Annotated in this window: 13 protein-coding genes; 11 read left to right on the top strand and 2 right to left on the bottom strand. The window is 29.7% G+C overall.

Annotated elements, in window-relative coordinates; all coding sequences use genetic code 11:
* Positions 1-182: 182 nt before the first annotated feature.
* The 3 genes from pflB to DAD81_RS12355 all read left to right on the top strand — a co-directional run bounded on the left by pflB (position 183) and on the right by DAD81_RS12355 (position 4,057).
* Positions 183-2,408, top strand: coding sequence for a formate C-acetyltransferase (gene pflB, locus DAD81_RS12345; protein ID WP_111708575.1), 2,226 nt, complete (start codon positions 183-185; stop codon positions 2,406-2,408).
* A gap of 127 nt (positions 2,409-2,535) precedes the next feature.
* Positions 2,536-3,249, top strand: a complete 714-nt coding sequence (pflA, locus tag DAD81_RS12350; protein WP_262511277.1) for a pyruvate formate-lyase-activating protein — start codon at positions 2,536-2,538, stop codon at positions 3,247-3,249.
* A gap of 34 nt (positions 3,250-3,283) precedes the next feature.
* Positions 3,284-4,057, top strand: a complete 774-nt coding sequence (locus DAD81_RS12355) for a formate/nitrite transporter family protein (RefSeq protein WP_111708577.1) — start codon at positions 3,284-3,286, stop codon at positions 4,055-4,057.
* A 93-nt stretch (positions 4,058-4,150) separates the two neighbouring features.
* Here the strand turns inward: DAD81_RS12355 and DAD81_RS12360 are convergent, their stop codons facing one another.
* Complete coding sequence (locus tag DAD81_RS12360; protein ID WP_111708578.1) at positions 4,151-5,353, bottom strand: threonine/serine exporter family protein; 1,203 nt, start codon at positions 5,351-5,353, stop codon at positions 4,151-4,153.
* Positions 5,354-5,836: 483 nt separating this feature from the next.
* On the opposite strand from DAD81_RS12360, the gene DAD81_RS12365 reads away from it, so the two are divergent.
* On the top strand, positions 5,837-9,034 hold the full coding sequence (locus DAD81_RS12365) for a chondroitinase-B domain-containing protein (protein WP_111708579.1): 3,198 nt from the start codon (positions 5,837-5,839) through the stop codon (positions 9,032-9,034).
* A gap of 78 nt (positions 9,035-9,112) precedes the next feature.
* Here the strand turns inward: DAD81_RS12365 and purL are convergent, their stop codons facing one another.
* Complete coding sequence (gene purL / locus DAD81_RS12370) at positions 9,113-12,766, bottom strand: phosphoribosylformylglycinamidine synthase (RefSeq protein ID WP_111708580.1); 3,654 nt, start codon at positions 12,764-12,766, stop codon at positions 9,113-9,115.
* A gap of 558 nt (positions 12,767-13,324) precedes the next feature.
* Between purL and hisG the strand changes: the two genes are divergently transcribed.
* The 7 genes from hisG to hisF all read left to right on the top strand — a co-directional run bounded on the left by hisG (position 13,325) and on the right by hisF (position 20,375).
* The gene (gene hisG, locus DAD81_RS12375; RefSeq protein WP_111708581.1) at positions 13,325-14,182 is read left to right on the top strand and encodes an ATP phosphoribosyltransferase; all 858 of its coding nucleotides are present in this window, start codon (positions 13,325-13,327) and stop codon (positions 14,180-14,182) included.
* A 109-nt stretch (positions 14,183-14,291) separates the two neighbouring features.
* The gene (gene hisD / locus DAD81_RS12380; RefSeq protein ID WP_111708582.1) at positions 14,292-15,575 is read left to right on the top strand and encodes a histidinol dehydrogenase; all 1,284 of its coding nucleotides are present in this window, start codon (positions 14,292-14,294) and stop codon (positions 15,573-15,575) included.
* 81 nt (positions 15,576-15,656) lie between these two features.
* Positions 15,657-16,691, top strand: a complete 1,035-nt coding sequence (hisC, locus tag DAD81_RS12385) for a histidinol-phosphate transaminase (protein WP_111708583.1) — start codon at positions 15,657-15,659, stop codon at positions 16,689-16,691.
* A 1-nt stretch (position 16,692) separates the two neighbouring features.
* Positions 16,693-17,829 (top strand): bifunctional histidinol-phosphatase/imidazoleglycerol-phosphate dehydratase HisB, encoded by a 1,137-nt coding sequence (hisB, locus tag DAD81_RS12390; RefSeq protein ID WP_111708584.1) that lies wholly within the window; start codon positions 16,693-16,695, stop codon positions 17,827-17,829.
* 63 nt (positions 17,830-17,892) lie between these two features.
* On the top strand, positions 17,893-18,474 hold the full coding sequence (gene hisH / locus DAD81_RS12395) for an imidazole glycerol phosphate synthase subunit HisH (RefSeq protein WP_111708585.1): 582 nt from the start codon (positions 17,893-17,895) through the stop codon (positions 18,472-18,474).
* A gap of 331 nt (positions 18,475-18,805) precedes the next feature.
* Entirely contained in the window at positions 18,806-19,531 is a 726-nt protein-coding gene (gene hisA / locus DAD81_RS12400; protein WP_111708586.1) for a 1-(5-phosphoribosyl)-5-[(5-phosphoribosylamino)methylideneamino]imidazole-4-carboxamide isomerase, read from the top strand.
* An 88-nt stretch (positions 19,532-19,619) separates the two neighbouring features.
* Positions 19,620-20,375, top strand: a complete 756-nt coding sequence (gene hisF / locus DAD81_RS12405; RefSeq protein ID WP_111708587.1) for an imidazole glycerol phosphate synthase subunit HisF — start codon at positions 19,620-19,622, stop codon at positions 20,373-20,375.
* Positions 20,376-20,447: the final 72 nt, after the last annotated feature.

Below are 20,447 nucleotides of genomic sequence, written 5' to 3' on the forward strand. Positions count from 1 at the left end.
TTAAAGATGTTAAAAATATTTTTTTTGAAAAACCTTATACTTCAAACGTTTTAGTAAACCTTTTAAAATATAAGAGATAAACAAGCCTTTTTTTTAATGATAAATGTCATTTTTATAGGTTTTTTATCACTTATTTTTGTAATCTAAAATTGAAACAAATAGAACTAATTAAAAGTAATTATATGATAACTGAAAAATTTAAAAAAGGTATTTGGAACGATGTTATTAATTTAAGAGATTTTGTAACTAATAATATTACTCCGTATTACGGAACACATGATTTCTTAGTTGGCCCTAGTGAGAAAACAAAAAAATTATGGGAAATCTGTAAAGAAGCAACTCAAGAAGAAAGAAATAATAATGGAGTTCGTTCAGTAGATACAGAAACTATTTCAGGTGTAAGTTCTTTTAAAGCTGGATATATAGATCAAGAAAACGAAGTTATTGTTGGTTTACAAACAGATGAGTTATTAAAAAGAGCAATGAAACCTTTTGGAGGATTTAAAGTTGTTCAAAAAGCATTGTCTGAACATGGTTTAGAGCCAAATAAAGATATTACAGCATTATTTACAAAATATGTAAAAACACATAATGATGGTGTTTTTGATGCTTATACAGCAGAAATTAAGAAATTTAGATCTTTAGGATTTTTAACAGGTTTACCTGATAACTATGCTAGAGGACGCGTTATTGGTGATTACCGCCGTATTGCATTATATGGTATTGATAGATTAATTGAATCTAAAAAAGCTGATTTAGCTTCTATTGGAGGTCCAATGAGCGATAAAGTAATTCGTTTACGTGAAGAAGTTTCTGAACAAATTAAAGCATTAAAAGAAATGGTTGTAATGGGTAACTATTACAATTTAGAGTTAAATCGCCCTGCTCAAAATGCTCAAGAAGCAGTTCAGTGGACATATATGGCTTATTTAGCAGCTGTAAAACAACAAGATGGAGCAGCAATGTCTTTAGGTAATGTATCTTCATTTTTAGATGTTTATATTCAAAAAGATTTAGAGGAAGGAATAATTAATGAAGTTGAAGCTCAAGAATATATTGATCAGTTTGTAATGAAATTGAGAATGGTTCGCCATTTAAGAATGGAAGCATATGACGAAATTTTTGCAGGAGATCCAACTTGGGTAACTGAAGCAATTGGAGGTATGTTTTCTGATGGAAGAACAAAAGTTACTAAAACTTCATTCCGTTTCTTACATACATTATATAACTTAGGCCCATCACCAGAGCCAAATATTACTATTCTTTGGTCTTACAGCTTACCTCAAAATTTTAAAGATTACTGTGCAAAAGTATCTATTGACACATCTTCAATTCAGTTTGAAAATGATGAGTTAATGAGAGGTGTTAGAGGTTCTGATGATTATGGTATTGCTTGTTGTGTTTCTTACCAAGAATTAGGGAAATCTATTCAATTCTTTGGAGCACGTACTAACTTAGCAAAAACATTATTATTAGCTTTAAATGCTGGTCGTTGTGAGTTTTCTGGAACTGAAATGGTTAAAGGAATTCCTGCATATACAGATGAATATTTAGATTACGATAAAGTAATGGCTAACTTTAAAATAGCTATGAAAGAAGTTGCAAGAGTTTACAACGACTCAATGAATATTATTCATTATATGCACGATAAATACTACTATGAGAAAGCTCAAATGGCTTTAATTGATACAAATCCAAGTATTAATATTGCTTATGGTATTGCAGGTTTATCAATTGTAGCAGATTCACTTTCAGCTATTAAATATGCTAAAGTAAAACCAATTAGAAATGAAGAAGGTTTAACTGTTGATTTTAAAATAGAAGGAGAGTTTCCAAAGTTTGGTAATGATGATGATAGAGTAGATTTATTGGCAAGTGCAGCTGTTGCAGATTTTAATAATGAATTAAAAAAATTACCAGTTTATAAAGATGCAGAACCAACAATGTCTGTATTAACAATTACATCTAATGTAACATATGGTAAAAAAACAGGAGCAACGCCTGATGGTAGAGACCAAGGTGTACCTTTTGCACCAGGAGCAAATCCAATGCACGGACGTGACTGTAACGGTGCTATTGCTTCATTAAATTCTGTTTCTAAAATTAATTATAACGACTCTAAAGATGGTATTTCTAATACTTTTTCAATTGTACCTAAATCTTTAGGAGCAACTGAAGAAGAACAAATAGAAAATTTAGCAAGTACTTTAGATGGTTATTTTTCAAGAAATGCACAACATTTAAATGTAAATGTTTTAAATAAAGAAATGTTAATGGATGCAATGGAAAATCCAGATGATTATCCTCAATTAACAATTAGAGTTTCTGGTTATGCTGTAAATTTTGTACGTTTAACAAGAGAACAACAATTAGAAGTAATTACACGTTCGTTCCACGAATCAATGTAATTTATATTAAATATTATTATTCTGAAAGGTTGATTTTCAACCTTTCAGTTTGTTTTCTAAATACTACTACTAACTAATAAATAGAAAGCTTATCAAAACTGAAGAGAATATATTAAGAGTCCATTCGATTGAATCTTTTGGAACTCATGACGGGCCAGGAATTCGGTTGGTGTTATTTTTACAAGGATGTAAATTAAAGTGCTTGTATTGTCATAACCCAGATACCATTGAAAATTCTGGAGGTACTGAATACAAAATTGAAGATTTAGTAAAACTAGCCATAAAGATGAAACCTTATTTTGGTAAAAAAGGTGGAGTTACAGTTTCTGGAGGAGAGCCATTGTTACAGGCAAAAAATTTAATCCCATTTTTTAAAAGATTAAAAGAAGAAGGTATTCATACAAATGTTGATACCAATGGTAGAATTTTAAATAACCATGCTAAAACATTAATGGATGAATATGCTGATTTGGTAATGCTAGATATTAAGCATATGACCGAAGAGGGCTATTTAGAATTAACAGGTAAGAGTTGTAAAGAAACTACTTTCAATTTTGCTAAATACAGAGAAGATTCTGGAAAAAAAATGTGGCTGAGATATGTATTAATTCCTGGGATTACTAATAAACCAGAATTACTACATGCTATGGGAGAACATTTTAAGAATTATAATACTATTGAAAAGATTGAAATTCAACCTTACCATAAATTAGGAATTCATAAGTGGGAAGCCTTAGGATGGGATTATAAATTAAAAGATGCAAGAGAAAATACTCCTGAAGAGTTAGAAGAAGCTGGAACTATATTAAAAAAATATTTTAAAGAAGTAAAAATCAACTAATAAATGTTGTTCAAAACAGCATACCCATAAAAAGATGAATAGCCCTAAAGAAGTTATAACTATAGTAAACGAGTTAGCAATAAACAAAGGAAGTTATAAAGCTAAAAAAACCCTAATACTTGCTTTTTTGGCAGGAGCATATATTGCCTTTGGAGGGCTTTTAGCTATAATAGTTGCAGGAGGATCACCTGGTATTGCAGCAGAAAATCCTGGTATTACTAAATTTCTTTTTGGAGCAACCTTTCCAATTGGTTTAATACTTGTTGTAATAGTTGGTGCCGAACTTTTTACAGGTAATAATGCTTATTTTATACCAAATGTTATGAATAAAAAACAAGGTGTAAATGCAGTTCTTAAAAATTGGGGATTGGTATATGTAGGTAATTTTATTGGAGCTGTATTTGTGGCTTATGTTATTACTCATTTAACTCATATTGTACATGATTCACCATTTGTAAATTCTGTATTTAGCATTGCAGAAGGAAAAACTAGTCATACTTTTTTAGTAACCTTTATAAAAGGTATTGGAGCTAATTGGTTAGTGTGTTTGGCAGTTTGGCAAGGTATGGCGGCTAAAGATACTACGGGAAAAATACTTGCAATTTGGTTACCAGTTATGGCCTTTGTTGCTATGGGATTTGAGCATAGTATAGCTAATATGTATTTTATTCCATTGGCTATTTTTGAAGGTGCAGATATAACTTGGACTACATTTATTGTAAAAAACTTAATTCCAGCAACATTAGGAAATATTGTTGGAGGTGCAGTTTTTGTTGGGATGTTTTATGGGTATTTATTTAAAAAATAAAATTCAATTTAAAAATCTTAAAAGCCCTTATTTAATATTAAATAAGGGCTTTTTTTTATAATAAATTTAATGGAGAATAATATTTTGTAAGCGCTAATTTACGGAAGTATCTCTAAATACTCCAGCAAATATAAGACCTCCTATTATACCCATTAAAATAAATGCAACTTGTTCAAATAAATTTGATGTATTTATTATGGTTGAATTAAAAAAGGAACTACTAAGTCCCAAAAAAGATTTACTTCCCGGAACCAACATAATAATTCCCTGAGTTAAGTAGATAATTTTAGGAGTTTTTGTTATTTTATTAAATAATCCACTAATCAGAACAACTGCTATTGTACCAATAAACGTACTAATTAGAATTCCATACCCAGAGAATATTACAGGAATAAAAAATCCAATGGCACCTGTTAAAACACCAAATAACATATCTTTTTTTCTAACTTGAAAAATAGGTAAAAGAGTTATTGAAAAAATTGGTACAGCACAAAACATAATCCATATAGGCATTTTAGAGATGTGAGTAAGTAATTTAAAATCTATAAAAGACGACATTAAAGAGATTCCTAATAATACCCCAAAAAATTGTTTGAATAACGAAATTAACGAATCAAATAATTTTGCGCCTCCAGAAACTAAGCTTTTAGAGGTGATTTCTTCTAAAGCTGTTGTAATAGCTAAACCAGGGATAAATATAATTATTGATGAAAGTATACTAATACCAACATTAAAATCTGGGAAAACTAAATAGATTAAACAAGCTAAAATAGTTACTACAAATGAAACTAAAGACTCAAGAGTATTTTCTAAATAGTTAGATTTTGTTGAAAGAAAAACAATAAGATATACAATAGCACCCAACAATAAAGAAAAAGCGATAGAAAGCCAATTGGTTCCTATCATTATACTAAATGCTCCAGAGGCAAACGCATAGGCTAAAGTGAGTATATAATGATTTACTTCTTTAGTTTTTTCGTGAATTAATTTCAATTCATCTTTTATAGAAAAATCATCATTTGTATCTTCAATTACTTTATTTGTAACTTCAACAATACTAGATAATGCACCTAAGTTTAGGTTTCCTGGAGGAATACATTCTACATAATTGTAAGAGTTTTCATCTTCATAAAAAGTATAATTTATCCAAGTAGGTAAATCCATAAAAACACCTTTAATGCCTTTTTGTTCTGCAACTTCAGATAAATAAGATTGAATTTTATAGGAAGGAACTCCATAAATATGCAAGGCTTTTCCTAATTCAATAATAAAATGATACTTTTTAGGTGGTTTCATAAGCAGTTTTAGCTGTGTTTTTATAAATTGAAAACAAAGTAATTGTTGTTGCAAACATATATAAAATTTGAATATTTTTCGTAGTAATTTATTTAGAATAAACTAATTAAGAATTACTTATCAAAAAAGTGATTTTAATAAACATAATTAAGCAGAAGTTTTAAAATATTCAATTACTTATATCTTTCTGTCTTTTTTTATATAGACTATAAATGTGTTTTATTAATAGGCTTCTATGTCAATTGTATAATTCAGTTTTTTATATGAGAATGCTATATGAAAAAGTTTATGAATTTTTTTTGAATAGGAGGAAATACTAAATAATTTGTAAGGTTTTTGCATTATGCAGTTTAAAATAAAATGTTGAAAAGGGAATATTTAGATTAATTTATTTTATATCTTCGTAAATTATAACTGGTTAACCAGTTTGGTTATCCAGTTGAATTGATTTAAATTCTATTTTAAAAAATAACATATATAAGTATGAGAAAAAATTACTCACAGAAGATTCTATTCTTTTCTATTGTTTTTGCTTTCTTATTGTCCTCAATCAATATAAATTCTCAAACCACATATAATATTAATGACCCTGAAGAATTAGAGGATCAGACATACGTGGCGGGAGATGAAATTATATTAGCAAATGGAGTTTATGATACTGATGAGCGAATAGATTTTGTTGGTAATGGTACAGCAGATAATCCAATTACTTTTAGAGCGGAGTCACCTGGAGGTGTTGTTTTTACTGGTGGTTTAGCAATGAATATTGGTGGAGATTATGTGGTTGTTGATGGATTTCATTGGCAAGGAGGCTATGGAGCTAGCAATTTTATTCAATTCAGAAATGGTTCTACATATGCTAATCATAGTACAATTCAAAATTGTGCAATAGATGGCTTAGCTTTAAGTCCAGATGAAATAGCCGATGATGGAACTACTTCAATAACAAAACATAGATGGATTGTTTTGTATGGAACTTACAATTCTGTAATTAATTGTTCATTTATGAATAAAGCAAGTGCAGGAGCTTTGGTTTTAGTAGAGCTTGGTTATAATGCATCTCCTGATAATGGTGTTACAAATACTCGTTGTAATGTAGTTGGTCATACAATTAGTAATAATTATTTTTATAAATATGATAAAATTGATAATACGTTAAGTAATTCTGGAGATAGTGAAACTATTAGAATAGGTTCTAGTGGTGATCAAAATGTAAATAGTAGTACTACAGTTAGTAATAATTATTTTGTTGAGACTGATGGAGAAAATGAAATTATTACTAATAAAAGTAAAAACAACACATTTATTAATAATACTTTTAGAAGATGTAGAGGCTCTTTAGTACTCCGTCATGGTTCTAACGCTACAGTTAATGGAAATTACTTTTTAGGTGAAGATATTGAAGGTACTGGAGGAGTTAGAATTTCTGATAGTAACCATTCAATTACAAATAATTATATTCAAGATTGTATTAATGTTGCATCGCAAGCTCAATGGAATAATGGTATAACATTTATAGGAGGAAACGATAACGCTGCAGTTGTTTGTTCGGCTACTTCGGGGATAACGAATGGTTATCAAAAAGTTGAAAATATTAACCTTTCTAATAACACAATTATAAATACAAATGCTCCTTTGTATTTTAATACAGCTAAAGGATCAACAGATCCAACAGGAACGGTTGATAATAACTTAATTTATTTTGCTGCTAGTGACTCAAATTTAACAGATGTTATTAAGGGTGATTATACAAGTCTTGGCACAGCATTATCTTACTCTGGAAATGTTTATAATGGATCTGATTTAGGAGTAACAAACACAGGTTTTTCTGATGATACAGGAATTACAGCTATTGCTGATGGTGAAATTTTTACTTTTACAGGAGCCGGGTCTAAAGATAAAGGTGCAGATATGGGGGCTTATATGCCAACAACTGATGGTATGGTTGGTTATGGAATTGGAGCTTGTTTTTTAAATAATTTAGGAGCTAATATAAGTGATGGTACTTGCACTATTGTAATAGGTGAATATTTAACGGTTAGTAGTTTGCCAACGTTTACTAATGTTGCGTCTAGTAATAATGTTTCTATTAATACTAATGTAAGTTGGACAGCTACCTCAAATGATTCTTGGATTACTATTGATAAAAGTTCGGGTAATGGTAATGAAACTATTTCAGTTTCAGTTACTGAAAATGTAAATACAAGCAGTAGGACAGGTAGTGTAACTTTTACGCAAGATGCAGGAGGTGATGATATTGTAAGAGATTTAAATGTAATCCAAGAATCGGCTCCACGCTTAAATTTAATTAATGATGGTTCTGTAGCCGACCCGGTTACTATTAATTTTGTTTCAAAAGAAAATACTTCTAAATCTGAATTAGCAATTAATTCTTTAGATAAGGATATGGGTTCTGTTTGGACAGCTGATGATGGTGCTGTCTTAAATGGAGATTACAAAGGTGATGGAGAATTTGTTATTTATGATTTAGGGAGTTCTTATACACTAGATTTTATTCAATTTAACACTACAAATAAATCAGATGCTTTTGGAATTCAAATTTTGGTGTCAACTACAGGAACAGATCTTTCAGATTTTTCAATAATTTTACCTGAAACAGGGGATTTGTTATTGACAGCAACAGGAACTACAGAATTTAATAAATATGAAGTCAATACAGATGCCCGTTATGTTAAATTAATAGGTTATGGCAGATTTAATAGTGCTGGAGATACCAGAGCAAGCGCTTGGTCTGCTATTGGAGAAATAGAATTTTATGGAAATGAAGCAGGTCTTTCAGGTGATGATGATCAAGACGGTGTAATGAATAATACAGATAAATGTTCAAATACACTTTTGGGTGAAATAGTAGATGTAAATGGGTGTTCAGATAGCCAATTAGATGATGATTCTGATGGGGTTATGAATAATATAGACCAATGTAATAATACAACTGCGGGAGCCAATGTAAATGAATTAGGATGTTTTACACTTTTGGAAAACAATTTTAAAATTGAAACAGTTGGAGAAACTTGTCCTGATAAAGACAATGGGAAAATAATTATTTCTGCAATTGAAAATTTGAATTATTCTACTATGATTAATGGAATTGAATATAATTTTAATGATACTTTAGAAGTTGATAATTTGGCTCCAAAAACGTATGAATTCTGTATTGAAGTTGATGGAGAAAGCTATGAACAGTGTTTTAATGTAACAATTGAATCGGGAACTACAGTTTTAGGGAAAACAAGTATTTTATTAAACAAAGTAACTATTGATATTACACAAGGTTCAGCTCCTTTTAATATTTATTTAAATGGACAAGAGTTATTCCAAACTTTAAATAATTCATTTTCAGTTGATGTAGTGCAAGGAGATTTAATTCAAGTTAAAACCGATGTAAATTGTGAGGGGATTTTTTCAAAGAAAATAGATTTATTTGAAAGTATAACTGCATATCCTAATCCAACAAAAGGAAAAATATCAATTAATATACCTAGTGGTAAGAAAGAAGTAATAATTGAATTGTACAATATATATTCCCAGTTGATTTTATCAAAAACATATACTATTAATTATGGAAAAGTTGAAATTGATATTGAAAATATGTCTACAGGAATTTACTTGGCTAAGGTTATGTTAGATAAACCTGTAACAATTAAAATTGTAAGACATTAGTGTTTTTAAATTTAGTATTAAATAAAAAAAGCGCTTTCAAATTTTGAAAGCGCTTTTTTTATTTAATATATATTGGATTTATTTATTAGAATCAATCCATTTTTTTGCATTTACAAAAGCTTCTGCCCAAGGAGAAACTTCATCGTTTCTATGTGCTGGGTAATTCGCCCAGTTCCATTGAAAAATAGAACGTTCAATATGTGGCATCATTACTAAATGACGTCCATCTTTACTACTCATCATTGCAGTATTATAATCTGAACCATTTGGATTTGCTGGATAACTTTCATAACCATATTTAGCAACTATGTTATATGCACTTTCTTCCATTGGTAAATTAAATTTACCCTCACCGTGAGAAATCCAAACTCCTAAAGTACTTCCTGCTAATGTAGAAAGCATTACAGAATTATTTTCTTGAATAGTTACAGAAGTAAAATTACTTTCGTGTTTATGTGAGTCGTTATGAAGCATTTTTCCGTGAACTTTATGTTCTGGATTAATTTCTTCTAATTCCATAAATAACTGACAACCATTACAAATACCTACAGACAATGTATCTTCTCTTTTAAAGAAGTTTTGTAAAGCCGTATTTGCTTTTTCATTGTATAAAAATGCTCCAGCCCAACCTTTAGCTGAACCTAAAACATCTGAATTACTAAATCCACCAACAGCACCCACAAACTGAATATCTTCCAATGTTTCACGACCCGAAATTAAATCGGTCATATGAACATCTTTTACATCAAAACCAGCTAAATACATAGCATTTGCCATTTCTCGTTCAGAATTAGATCCTTTTTCACGAATAATTGCAGCTTTAGGTCTTGGTTTACTTTTGTCAACTTCAGGAGTTTTACCAGTAAAGTGAGTTGGGAACGTATATTTTAAAGGTTGTTTTTTATAATTATCGTAACGATCCTTAGCTAAACCATTTGCAGTTTGCTTATTATCTAATAAATATGATGTTTTAAACCAAATATCTCTATATGTAGGAATATCTAACTTACAAGGTCCAAAATCTAATGTTTCTTCACTCGTTACAGTTCCTAATTTGTAAAAAGAAACGTAATTCTCTTTTAGTTTGTTTTCAATCAGTTTATCTTCTTTGGCTTGGAAAACAATTCCAATATTTTCAGAAAATAAATATTTGATAATATCTTTTTCTTCAAAAACAGAAAAATCTATTTTTAAACCTAAGTTAGTATCAGCAAAACACATTTCCAATAAAGTTGTAATTAAACCACCACTTCCAATATCGTGTCCTGCAAGAATGTTACCTTCTAAAATTAATTCCTGAATTGTATTGAATGCTTTTTTGAAAAAATCGGCATCTTTAATTGTAGGGGCATCACTACCAATTGCATTTAAAGTTTGTGCAAATGAGGAACCACCTAATTTAAATTCATCTTGAGAAAGGTTAATATAATAAATAGAACCACCACCTTTTTGTAAAACTGGCTCAACTACTTTTTTAACATCGGTACAATTTCCAGCTGCAGAAATAATAACCGTTCCAGGAGCAATTACTTCATCATTTGGATATTTTTGCTTCATGGAAAGAGAATCTTTTCCTGTAGGAATATTGATTCCTAATTCAATTGCAAAATCTGAACAACTTTTTACAGCTTTATATAAACGAGCGTCTTCACCTTCATTTTTACAAGGCCACATCCAGTTTGCTGAAAGTGAAAGTCCATCCAAACCATTTTTTATTGGAGCCCAAACAATGTTAGATAAAGATTCAGCAATAGCAGTTCTGCTTCCTGCAGCAGGATCAATTAATGCTGCAATAGGTGAATGACCTATAGAAGTTGCTATTCCTTCTTTTCCATTATAATCAAGCGCCATAACACCACAATTGTTTAATGGTAATTGTAATGGTCCTGTACATTGTTGTTTGGCAACTTTACCACCAACACAACGATCTACTTTATTAGTTAACCAATCTTTACAAGCTACTGCTTCTAATTGCAATACTTGTTCTAAATAAGTTGAAATATTTCTTATAGAATATTCTAAATCACCATAATTATAAGTAACAGTTTTGTCATTCATAATAGTTTTTGGAGAACTACCAAACATATCGTTCAATTCTAAATCCATTGGTTTTTCACCGGTAGTTTTAGATTGAAATGTAAAACGATCATTATTTGTAACTTCTCCAACTTCATAATAAGGAGAACGCTCACGATCTGCAATTCTATGAAGGTAATCTGCATCTTTTTCACCAATAACCAATCCCATTCTTTCTTGAGATTCATTACCAATAATTTCTTTTGCTGACAGTGTAGGGTCACCAACTGGTAATTTGTCTAAATCAATTAATCCTCCAGTATCTTCAACAAGTTCAGATAAACAGTTTAAATGTCCACCAGCACCGTGATCGTGAATAGAAACAATGGAGTTTACATCACTTTCTACCATTCCACGAATTGCATTTGCAGCTCTTTTTTGCATTTCAGGATTAGAACGTTGAACGGCATTTAATTCAATACCACTTTCAAAAGCTCCAGTATCTGCAGAAGAAACTGCAGCTCCACCCATTCCTATTCTATAATTATCACCACCAAGAATCACAATTTTATCGTGTTCTTTTGGCGTGTCTTTTAAAGCTTGTTCTTCTTTACCATAACCAATACCACCCGCTTGCATTATAACTTTATCAAATCCTAACTTACGCGCTTCTTCTTTATGTTCAAAAGTTAAAACAGATCCTGTTATTAAAGGTTGTCCAAATTTATTTCCAAAATCTGAAGCTCCATTAGATGCTTTTATTAAAATATCCATTGGAGTTTGATACAACCATTCACGTTCTTGCATTCCGTTTTCCCACGGTCTGTTTTCTTCTAAACGAGAATAGGAAGTCATATAAACTGCAGTTCCTGCTAATGGTAAAGAACCTTTTCCACCTGCAAGTCTATCTCTAATTTCTCCTCCAGAACCCGTTGCAGCTCCGTTAAAAGGCTCTACGGTAGTTGGAAAATTATGAGTTTCTGCTTTAATAGAGATTACAGATTTAAAATCTTTTTTCTCGTAAAAATCAGGTTTGTCAGCTGTTTTTGGAGCAAATTGTTCAACGGTTGGTCCTTTTACAAAAGCAACATTATCTTTATATGCAGAAACGATATCGTTAGGGAATTGTTTAGAGGTTTCTTTAATTAATTTGAATAAAGAAGAAGGCATTTCCTCTCCATCAATAACAAAAGTTCCGTTAAATATTTTATGACGACAGTGTTCTGAATTTACTTGTGAAAATCCAAAAACCTCAGAGTCAGTTAGTTTTCTGTTAATTTTAGAGCTTAAATTATTTAAGTATTCAACTTCTTCATCACTTAAAGATAAACCTTCTTGTTTGTTGTAAGCTGCAATATCTTCAATATCTAAAACAGGTTCTGGTTGAATATGAATATCAAAAATTTCTTGGTGTAGCTTTTCATACTTTTGAAATATCATTGGGTCAAAATCTTCTTCCCCGTTTGAAGTTGTGAATTCTTCAATTCTTAAGATTCCTTCAATACCCATATTTTGAGTAATTTCAACAGCATTGGTACTCCAAGGAGTAATCATTGCTGCACGTGGACCAATAAAAATAGCATCAATAGATTGAAGTTCTAGTTTTTCTTGATTACCAAAGAGCCAATTTAATTTTTGAGTAGTTTCTTGCGAAAGTTCTTTTGACGTTTTCACAGCAAATATTTTACCGTTTTTGTTCCCAAAGAAATGAATCATACTTAAGTTAAGTTTAGTGTTTTGTTAGAAAAATGCAAATTTAATTAAATAATATAGAATGAAGTAGATTTAAAGGATAGAGATTTGGTAACTTATTAAAATAGTTTTTAACAAAAAATATGAATTTAGTATATTTTAGGTTGTTGATTAACAGTTTATTATTGGTGTTTGTAAAAATAACGCAAACTAAAATATTTAAAAATGAATGAATGGAAATTAAATATCCTAAGAGTTTTCTTCTTTAGAGATGAGTTTAATAAGGAAATAATTATAAGAATCTTATAAAAATTGTTAAATAATTAACATTAGAATAAGGGTTGTAATTTTTTTTAAAATAATAATTAAATATTAAGTCAATTTGTTATATTTGCAACTCAAAATAAATAAGAAATGTTATTAATTCAATTACATCATCGTCATCATTTAAATACTTGCAATCAAGCGAAGTGAAGATGTATTGAATTTAGTTAAAATATATTATAAACCCGTTTGAGTAAATCAAGCGGGTTTTTATTTGTAAATCAAGCACGTTTACTTAAACACATTATTAAAAATAAGATGAATAAAATTAAAATCGCAGTTCAGAAATCAGGAAGATTAAACGAAGATTCATTAAAATTATTAAAAGATTGTGGAATTTCAATTGATAACGGAAAAGATCAATTAAAAGCTTCATCTAGTAATTTTCCTTTAGAAGTACTGTATTTACGTAATGGAGATATTCCTCAATACTTAAGAGATGGAGTTGTTGATATTGCTATAATTGGTGAAAATGTATTAATTGAAAAAGGTACAGATATTGGAATTGTTGAAAAACTAGGTTTTTCTAAATGTAGAGTTTCAATTGCAGTACCAAAAGAAGTTGAATATAAAAGTATTCAAGATTTAAATGGAATGCGTATTGCAACTTCATATCCAAATACAGTATTAAATTATTTTAAAAAGTTTAATGTAACAGCTGATATTCACTTAATTAATGGTTCTGTTGAAATTGCTCCAAATATTGGATTGGCAGATGCTATTTGTGATATAGTTTCAAGTGGAAGTACATTATTTAAAAATAACTTAAAAGAGGTTGAAGAAATGTTGACAAGTGAAGCTGTATTAGCAGTTTCTCCAAATATTTCTGAAGAAAACCAAGTGATTTTAGATAAATTACAATTTAGAATTCAAGCAGTTTTAAAAGGACGTAAATCTCAATATGTTTTAATGAATGCGCCAAATGATAAAGTTAAAAGCATTATTAAATTATTGCCAGGAATGAAAAGTCCTACAGTGTTACCATTGGCAATTGAAGGGTGGAGTTCTATTCACACAGTTGTTGAGAAAAATTCATTTTGGAAAGTTATTGATGACTTAAAAGCGAGTGGGGCAGAAGGATTGTTAGTTATTCCAATTGAAAAAATGGTATTATAATTTTTGTTAAAGAATTGGTTTGTTGAAGCAATTAACTGTTGAAATTTAAACAATTTCACAATTATTATTTTATACAAATCAATAATTAAACAATTAAACAGAATTTTAAATGAACAAAATAATTAATCCTCCAAAATCTGAATGGTCTCAAATTTTATTAAGACCAACTCAAACTGTTGAAGATGTTGAAGCAACTGTTACTGAAATTTTCATGGATGTGAAAAAAAATGGTAATGAATCTGTTAAAAAATATACATCTAAATTTGACGGTGTTCAATTAAGTAATTTATTTGTTTCTGAAGAAGAACTTGCAAGTTCAGAGCAATTAGTTTCAGAAGAATTGAAAGAAGCAATACAACTTTCAAAAGCAAATATTGAAAAATTCCATACAGCTCAAAAAACAGCTAAAGTTTTAGTTGAAACAACTGTAGGTGTTCAATGTTGGCAAGAAAAAAGACCTATACAAAAAGTAGGTTTGTATATTCCAGGAGGAACAGCACCTCTTTTTTCAACAGTGTTAATGTTAGCAATTCCCGCTAAAATTGCCGGATGTAAAGAAATAATATTAACAACGCCTCCAAATAAAAAAGGAAAAATTAATCCTGCAATTATTTATGCTGCAAAACAATGTGGTGTAACTAAAATTGTAAAAAGTGGAGGAATACAAGCTATTGCAGCATTAACTTTTGGTACGGAAACTATTCCACAAGTTTATAAAATATTTGGACCAGGAAATCAATATGTAACTGTTGCAAAACAATTAGCAACTAAATATGGAGTGGCAATTGATATGCCAGCAGGACCAAGTGAATTATTGGTGGTAGCCGATGATACAGCAAACGCGAGTTTTGTTGCTTCAGATTTATTAAGTCAGGCAGAACACGGAACTGATAGCCAGGTTATTTTAGTTACAACTTCAAAAAATAAATTAAATGAGGTTGAGGAAGCTTTAGAAAAACAAATTGAAGATTTATCAAGAAAAGAAATTGCAAAAAAAGCGATTAAAAATTCTAAACTTATTTATGTTGAAAGTAAAGAAGAAGCTTTAGATATGATAAATGAATATGGTCCAGAACACTTTATTGTTTGTACAGCTGACAATGATTTTTACGTTGATGGGATTGAAAATGCAGGTTCTGTTTTTATAGGAGATTATACACCAGAAAGTGCAGGAGATTATGCATCAGGAACAAACCACACGTTACCTACAAATGGGTATACAAAAGCATATTCAGGTGTAAATTTAGATTCATTTTTAAAAGCTATTTCTTTTCAGAAAATTTCAGAAAAAGGAATTAAAAATATAGGTAATGCAATTGAAGTTTTAGCAGCAGCTGAAGGGCTAGATGCACATAAAAACGCAGTAACTTTACGATTGAAAAGTTTAAAATAAGTATAATAAAAAGGAAACTAAGTAAATGGTTAGGTTGTATAACTTATCTTGTCTAAGTTTTTAAGGAGTAAAATAAATGTTATGAATATTATAGATTTAGTTCGTGAAAACATAAAGGTATTAAAACCATACTCTTCTGCAAGAGATGAGTTTAAAGAATTTAATTCTGATATGATTTTTTTAGATGCAAATGAGAATCCGCACGAAAACGGAGTAAATAGGTATCCTGATCCTCAACAAATTACTGTAAAAAAAGAGTTATCCAAAATTAAAAAAGTTAAAGAGAATCAAATATTGTTAGGTAATGGAAGTGATGAAATATTGGATTTAATTTTTAGAGCTTTTTGTGAACCTAAACAAGACAATATAATTACATTACCACCAACTTATGGAATGTATAAAGTTTTGGCTAATATTAATAATATTGAAGAAAGAGAAGTTTTATTAACTAAAGACTTTGAACCAAATGTTAAACATATTATAGAAGCGATAGATGAAAACTCTAAAATATTGTTTTTATGTTCGCCTAATAACCCAACAGGAAATTCTTTTTCAAAAGAAAGTGTAGAAGTTTTATTGAGTACTTTTAAAGGTTTAGTTGTGTTAGATGAAGCTTATATAGATTTTTCAACCCAAAAAAGTTGGTTAAAGAAGTTAAATGAATTTCCAAATTTAATTATAACTCAGACTTTATCTAAGGCTTATGGGATGGCAGGTATCCGTTTAGGGATTTGCTATGCTTCTACAGAAATAATAGCAATTTTAAACAAAATTAAACCACCCTATAATGTTAATGAATTATCCCAGCAAAGAGCATTAAAACGGTTGATAAATGTGGTTAAAGTTAAGGATGAAATTAAGAAAATTCTTAAGGAAAGAGCTCGTCTTATAACACAATTAGAAGAAGTTACTTTTGTAGAAAAAGTATATCCAACAGATGCAAATTTTGTTTTGGTAAAAGTAGATGATGCAGATAAAAGATACAAACAACTTATTGATAAAGGAATTGTAATTCGCAATAGAACAACACAACCTTTATGTGAAAATACATTGCGATTAACAGTTGGAACAAAAAGAGAAACAAAGCTTTTAATTAAAGCACTTAAAGAAATTTAATATGAGTAAAAAAGTATTGTTTATAGATCGTGATGGTACTATGATAAAAGAACCTGCAGATGAACAGATAGATGCATTTGATAAACTGGTTTTTTATCCAAAAGTATTTACTTATTTAGGTAAAATTGCAAAAGAATTAGATTTTGAATTGGCAATGATTACCAATCAAGATGGTTTAGGAACAGACATTTATCCAGAAGATACTTTTTGGCCTGTACATAATTTTATAATGAATTCTTTTGAAAATGAAGGAGTTGTATTTAATGATGTATTTATAGATAAAACATTTCCTCATGAAAATGCTGATACTCGAAAACCAAAAACTGGATTGCTAACAAAATATTTTTCAGAAAAATATGATTTAGAGAATTCATTTGTAATTGGAGATAGATTAACAGATATTGAATTAGCAAAAAACTTAGGAGCTAAAGGGATTTTTATTAATGATAATACCAATCTTGGAACGGATGAAATTTCAGTAAAAAGAAATGAGTTAGATTCGTTTATAGCATTAGAAAGTAACGATTGGGAAAAAATATATGAGTTTTTAAAGCTAGAAAATAGAACTGCTGAATTAACGCGTAATACGAATGAGACGAAAATTTATATAAAATTAAATTTAGATGGAACTGGTAAAAGTGAAATTTCAACAGGAATTGCATTTTTTGACCATATGTTAGATCAAATTTCTAGACATGGAAATATGGATTTAATCATTCAAGTAAAAGGTGATTTAGAGGTAGATGAACATCATACTATTGAAGATACTATGATTGCTCTAGGTGAAGTATTTGCAAAAGCATTAGGAAATAAATTAGGAATTGAACGTTATGGTTTTTGTTTACCAATGGACGATTGCTTAGCGCAAGTTGCTATTGATTTTGGAGGTAGAAATTGGCTAGTTTGGGATGCAGATTTTAAACGTGAAAAAATTGGTGAAATGCCAACTGAAATGTTTTATCATTTGTTTAAATCATTTACAGATGGTGCACGATGTAATTTAAATATTAAAGCAGAAGGAAATAACGAACATCATAAAATTGAAGGAATCTTTAAAGCGTTTGCAAAAGCGATTAAAGTTGCGGTAAAACGAGATTCTGAAAAAATGATATTGCCAAGTACAAAAGGAATGCTTTAAATTAATAATTGTTTAGTCTTTGCTAAGGAGTAATGACTGTGGCAATTTGATAATAAGAAATAAATGAAAATAGTAATAATAAATTACGGAGCAGGAAATATTCAATCTATAAAATTTGCAATTAAACGTTTAGGTTATGAAGCTGTTTTAACGGATAATGAAGAAGAAATAAGAAATGCAGATAAGGTAATTTTCCCTGGAGTAGGTGAGGCGAGTAGTGCAATGGAAAAGTTAAAACATACTGGGTTAGACAAGATAATACCAACCTTAAAACAACCTGTTTTAGGAATTTGCTTAGGTATGCAATTAATGTGTAAACATTGTGAAGAAGGAGATACAAATGGTTTAAATATTTTTGATGTTGATGTTATTAAGTTTGATGATACTAAAAAAGTACCTCAAATTGGTTGGAATCAAATTGAAAATTTAAAATCAGATTTGTTTAAAGGGATTTCAGAAAAAGAATATATGTATTTAGTGCATAGTTTTTATGTTCCAATTAATGAAGAAGCAATTGCGATTACTAGTTACGGATTAAAATATGCTTCAGCATTACAAGAAAAGAATTTTTATGGTGTGCAATTTCACCCAGAAAAAAGTAGTAAAGCAGGAGCGCAAATTTTGAAGAATTTTTTGGAGTTGTAACTCGTCATTTCGAGGAGAGATAACGACGAAGGCTAATTAAGAAAAGATTGCCGCAGTAAATAAAAAATTTGCTTCGCAATGAAGGTGAGAATGTAACGTCATTACGAGGAGAGACAGCGACGAAGTAATCTGTTAATTTATAACTAAAAACAAACAGATTACCACAGCAAATGAAAAATTTGCTTCGCAATGATAGTTAGTAAAAATAAATATTAAGAATAAATTATCGTCACCCTGAACTTGTTTCAGGGTCGCATCAAAATAGGATTTGTAATGATGAGATACTGAATTAAGTTCAGCATGACTAAATTGAAAATATAATTAATAAACAATGAGAATTATACCAGCAATAGATATTATTAACGGAAGATGTGTTCGTCTTTCAAAAGGAGATTACGCAACAGAAAAGGTTTATAATGAAAACCCGTTAGAAGTAGCTAAAATGTTTCAAGATCACGGTGTTAAACATTTGCATTTGGTTGATTTAGATGGCGCAAAAGCCAGTCATATTGTTAATTATAAAGTATTGGAAACAATTGCTTCAAATACTGATTTATCTATAGATTTTGGAGGTGGGTTAAAATCTGACGAAGATTTGAAAATTGCTTTTGAAAGTGGAGCTAATCAAATTACAGGAGGAAGCATTGCGGTAAAGAATCCAGATATATTTAAAAGTTGGTTACAAAGATTTGGTGCTGATAAAATTATTTTAGGTGCTGATGCTAATAATGAAAAAGTTGCTGTTGGTGGTTGGTTAGAAGAATCAGATAAAGAATTAGTTCCTTTTATTCAAAATTATGAAAAAGAGGGTGTTAGCTATGTGATTTGTACAGATATTTCAAAAGATGGAATGTTACAAGGACCTTCATTTGATTTGTATCAGAAAATTTTAAATGAAACAAATAATATTAAATTAATAGCATCAGGAGGAATTTCAACATATGATGAATTACCTAGGTTGGCTGAAATGGGTTGTGAAGGAACAATTGTTGGTAAAGCCATTTACGAGCATAAAATTAGTATGAAGCAAATAGAGAGTTTTATTTTAAATAATTAATTGTCATTACAAGGAGAAACGAAGTGGTAATCTGTTTTTTTTAGAAAGAGATTGCTTCATTTTATTCACAATGACGAAATAAAAGAAAATGTTAACAAAAAGAATAATACCTTGTTTAGATATTAAGGATGGAAGAACTGTAAAAGGCATAAATTTTGTAGATTTACGTGATGCCGGAGATCCTGTTGAATTGGCTGAGATATATGCAAATGAAGGTGCCGATGAATTGGTTTTTTTAGATATTACGGCAACGGAACAAAAACGTAAAACATTAGCTGAATTGGTAATGCACGTTGCGGAAAAAGTAAATATTCCGTTTACAGTTGGTGGAGGAATTTCATCAGTTGAAGATGTAGATTTATTATTGAATTCGGGAGCAGATAAAGTTTCTATAAATTCTTCCGCAGTAAAAAATCCTCAGTTAATAAATGATTTAGCGGCCAAATTTGGAAGTCAATGTGTTGTTGTAGCTATAGATGCTAAACAAATTGATGGTGAATGGATGGTGCATTTAGTTGGTGGGAAAGTGCTAACAGATATTAAATTATTTGAATGGGCTAAAGAAGTTGAAGAACGTGGAGCTGGTGAAATTTTATTTACATCAATGGATCACGATGGAACTAAAAATGGATTTGCAAATAAAGCGTTGGCTTATTTAAGTGATTTAGTTAATATTCCAATTATTGCTTCTGGAGGCGCAGGGAATATGCAACATTTTGCAGATACTTTTATTGAAGGAAAAGCAGATGCAGCTTTAGCAGCAAGTGTATTTCATTTTAAAGAAATTGAAATAGTAGATTTGAAAAAAGCATTAAAAAAGAATAATATACCGGTAAGATTATAATAATATCGTTATTACAAGAAGTAAAATAACGAATTAATCTTATGATTAATAATTAAAAAATAACAAATTGCC

Origin of the sequence: Lutibacter citreus (genome assembly GCF_003260195.1) — a bacterium.
In the GTDB taxonomy this organism is placed as follows: domain Bacteria; phylum Bacteroidota; class Bacteroidia; order Flavobacteriales; family Flavobacteriaceae; genus Lutibacter; species Lutibacter citreus.

Coding starts and splice junctions, on each gene's coding strand:
- pflB (WP_111708575.1), top strand. CDS start 183: ATGATAACTGAAAAATTTAAAAAAGGTATTTGGAACGATGTTATTAAT.
- DAD81_RS12355 (WP_111708577.1), top strand. CDS start 3,284: ATGAATAGCCCTAAAGAAGTTATAACTATAGTAAACGAGTTAGCAATA.
- DAD81_RS12360 (WP_111708578.1), bottom strand. CDS start 5,353: ATGAAACCACCTAAAAAGTATCATTTTATTATTGAATTAGGAAAAGCC.
- DAD81_RS12365 (WP_111708579.1), top strand. CDS start 5,837: ATGAGAAAAAATTACTCACAGAAGATTCTATTCTTTTCTATTGTTTTT.
- purL (WP_111708580.1), bottom strand. CDS start 12,766: ATGATTCATTTCTTTGGGAACAAAAACGGTAAAATATTTGCTGTGAAA.
- hisG (WP_111708581.1), top strand. CDS start 13,325: ATGAATAAAATTAAAATCGCAGTTCAGAAATCAGGAAGATTAAACGAA.
- hisD (WP_111708582.1), top strand. CDS start 14,292: ATGAACAAAATAATTAATCCTCCAAAATCTGAATGGTCTCAAATTTTA.
- hisC (WP_111708583.1), top strand. CDS start 15,657: ATGAATATTATAGATTTAGTTCGTGAAAACATAAAGGTATTAAAACCA.
- hisB (WP_111708584.1), top strand. CDS start 16,693: ATGAGTAAAAAAGTATTGTTTATAGATCGTGATGGTACTATGATAAAA.
- hisH (WP_111708585.1), top strand. CDS start 17,893: ATGAAAATAGTAATAATAAATTACGGAGCAGGAAATATTCAATCTATA.
- hisA (WP_111708586.1), top strand. CDS start 18,806: ATGAGAATTATACCAGCAATAGATATTATTAACGGAAGATGTGTTCGT.
- hisF (WP_111708587.1), top strand. CDS start 19,620: ATGTTAACAAAAAGAATAATACCTTGTTTAGATATTAAGGATGGAAGA.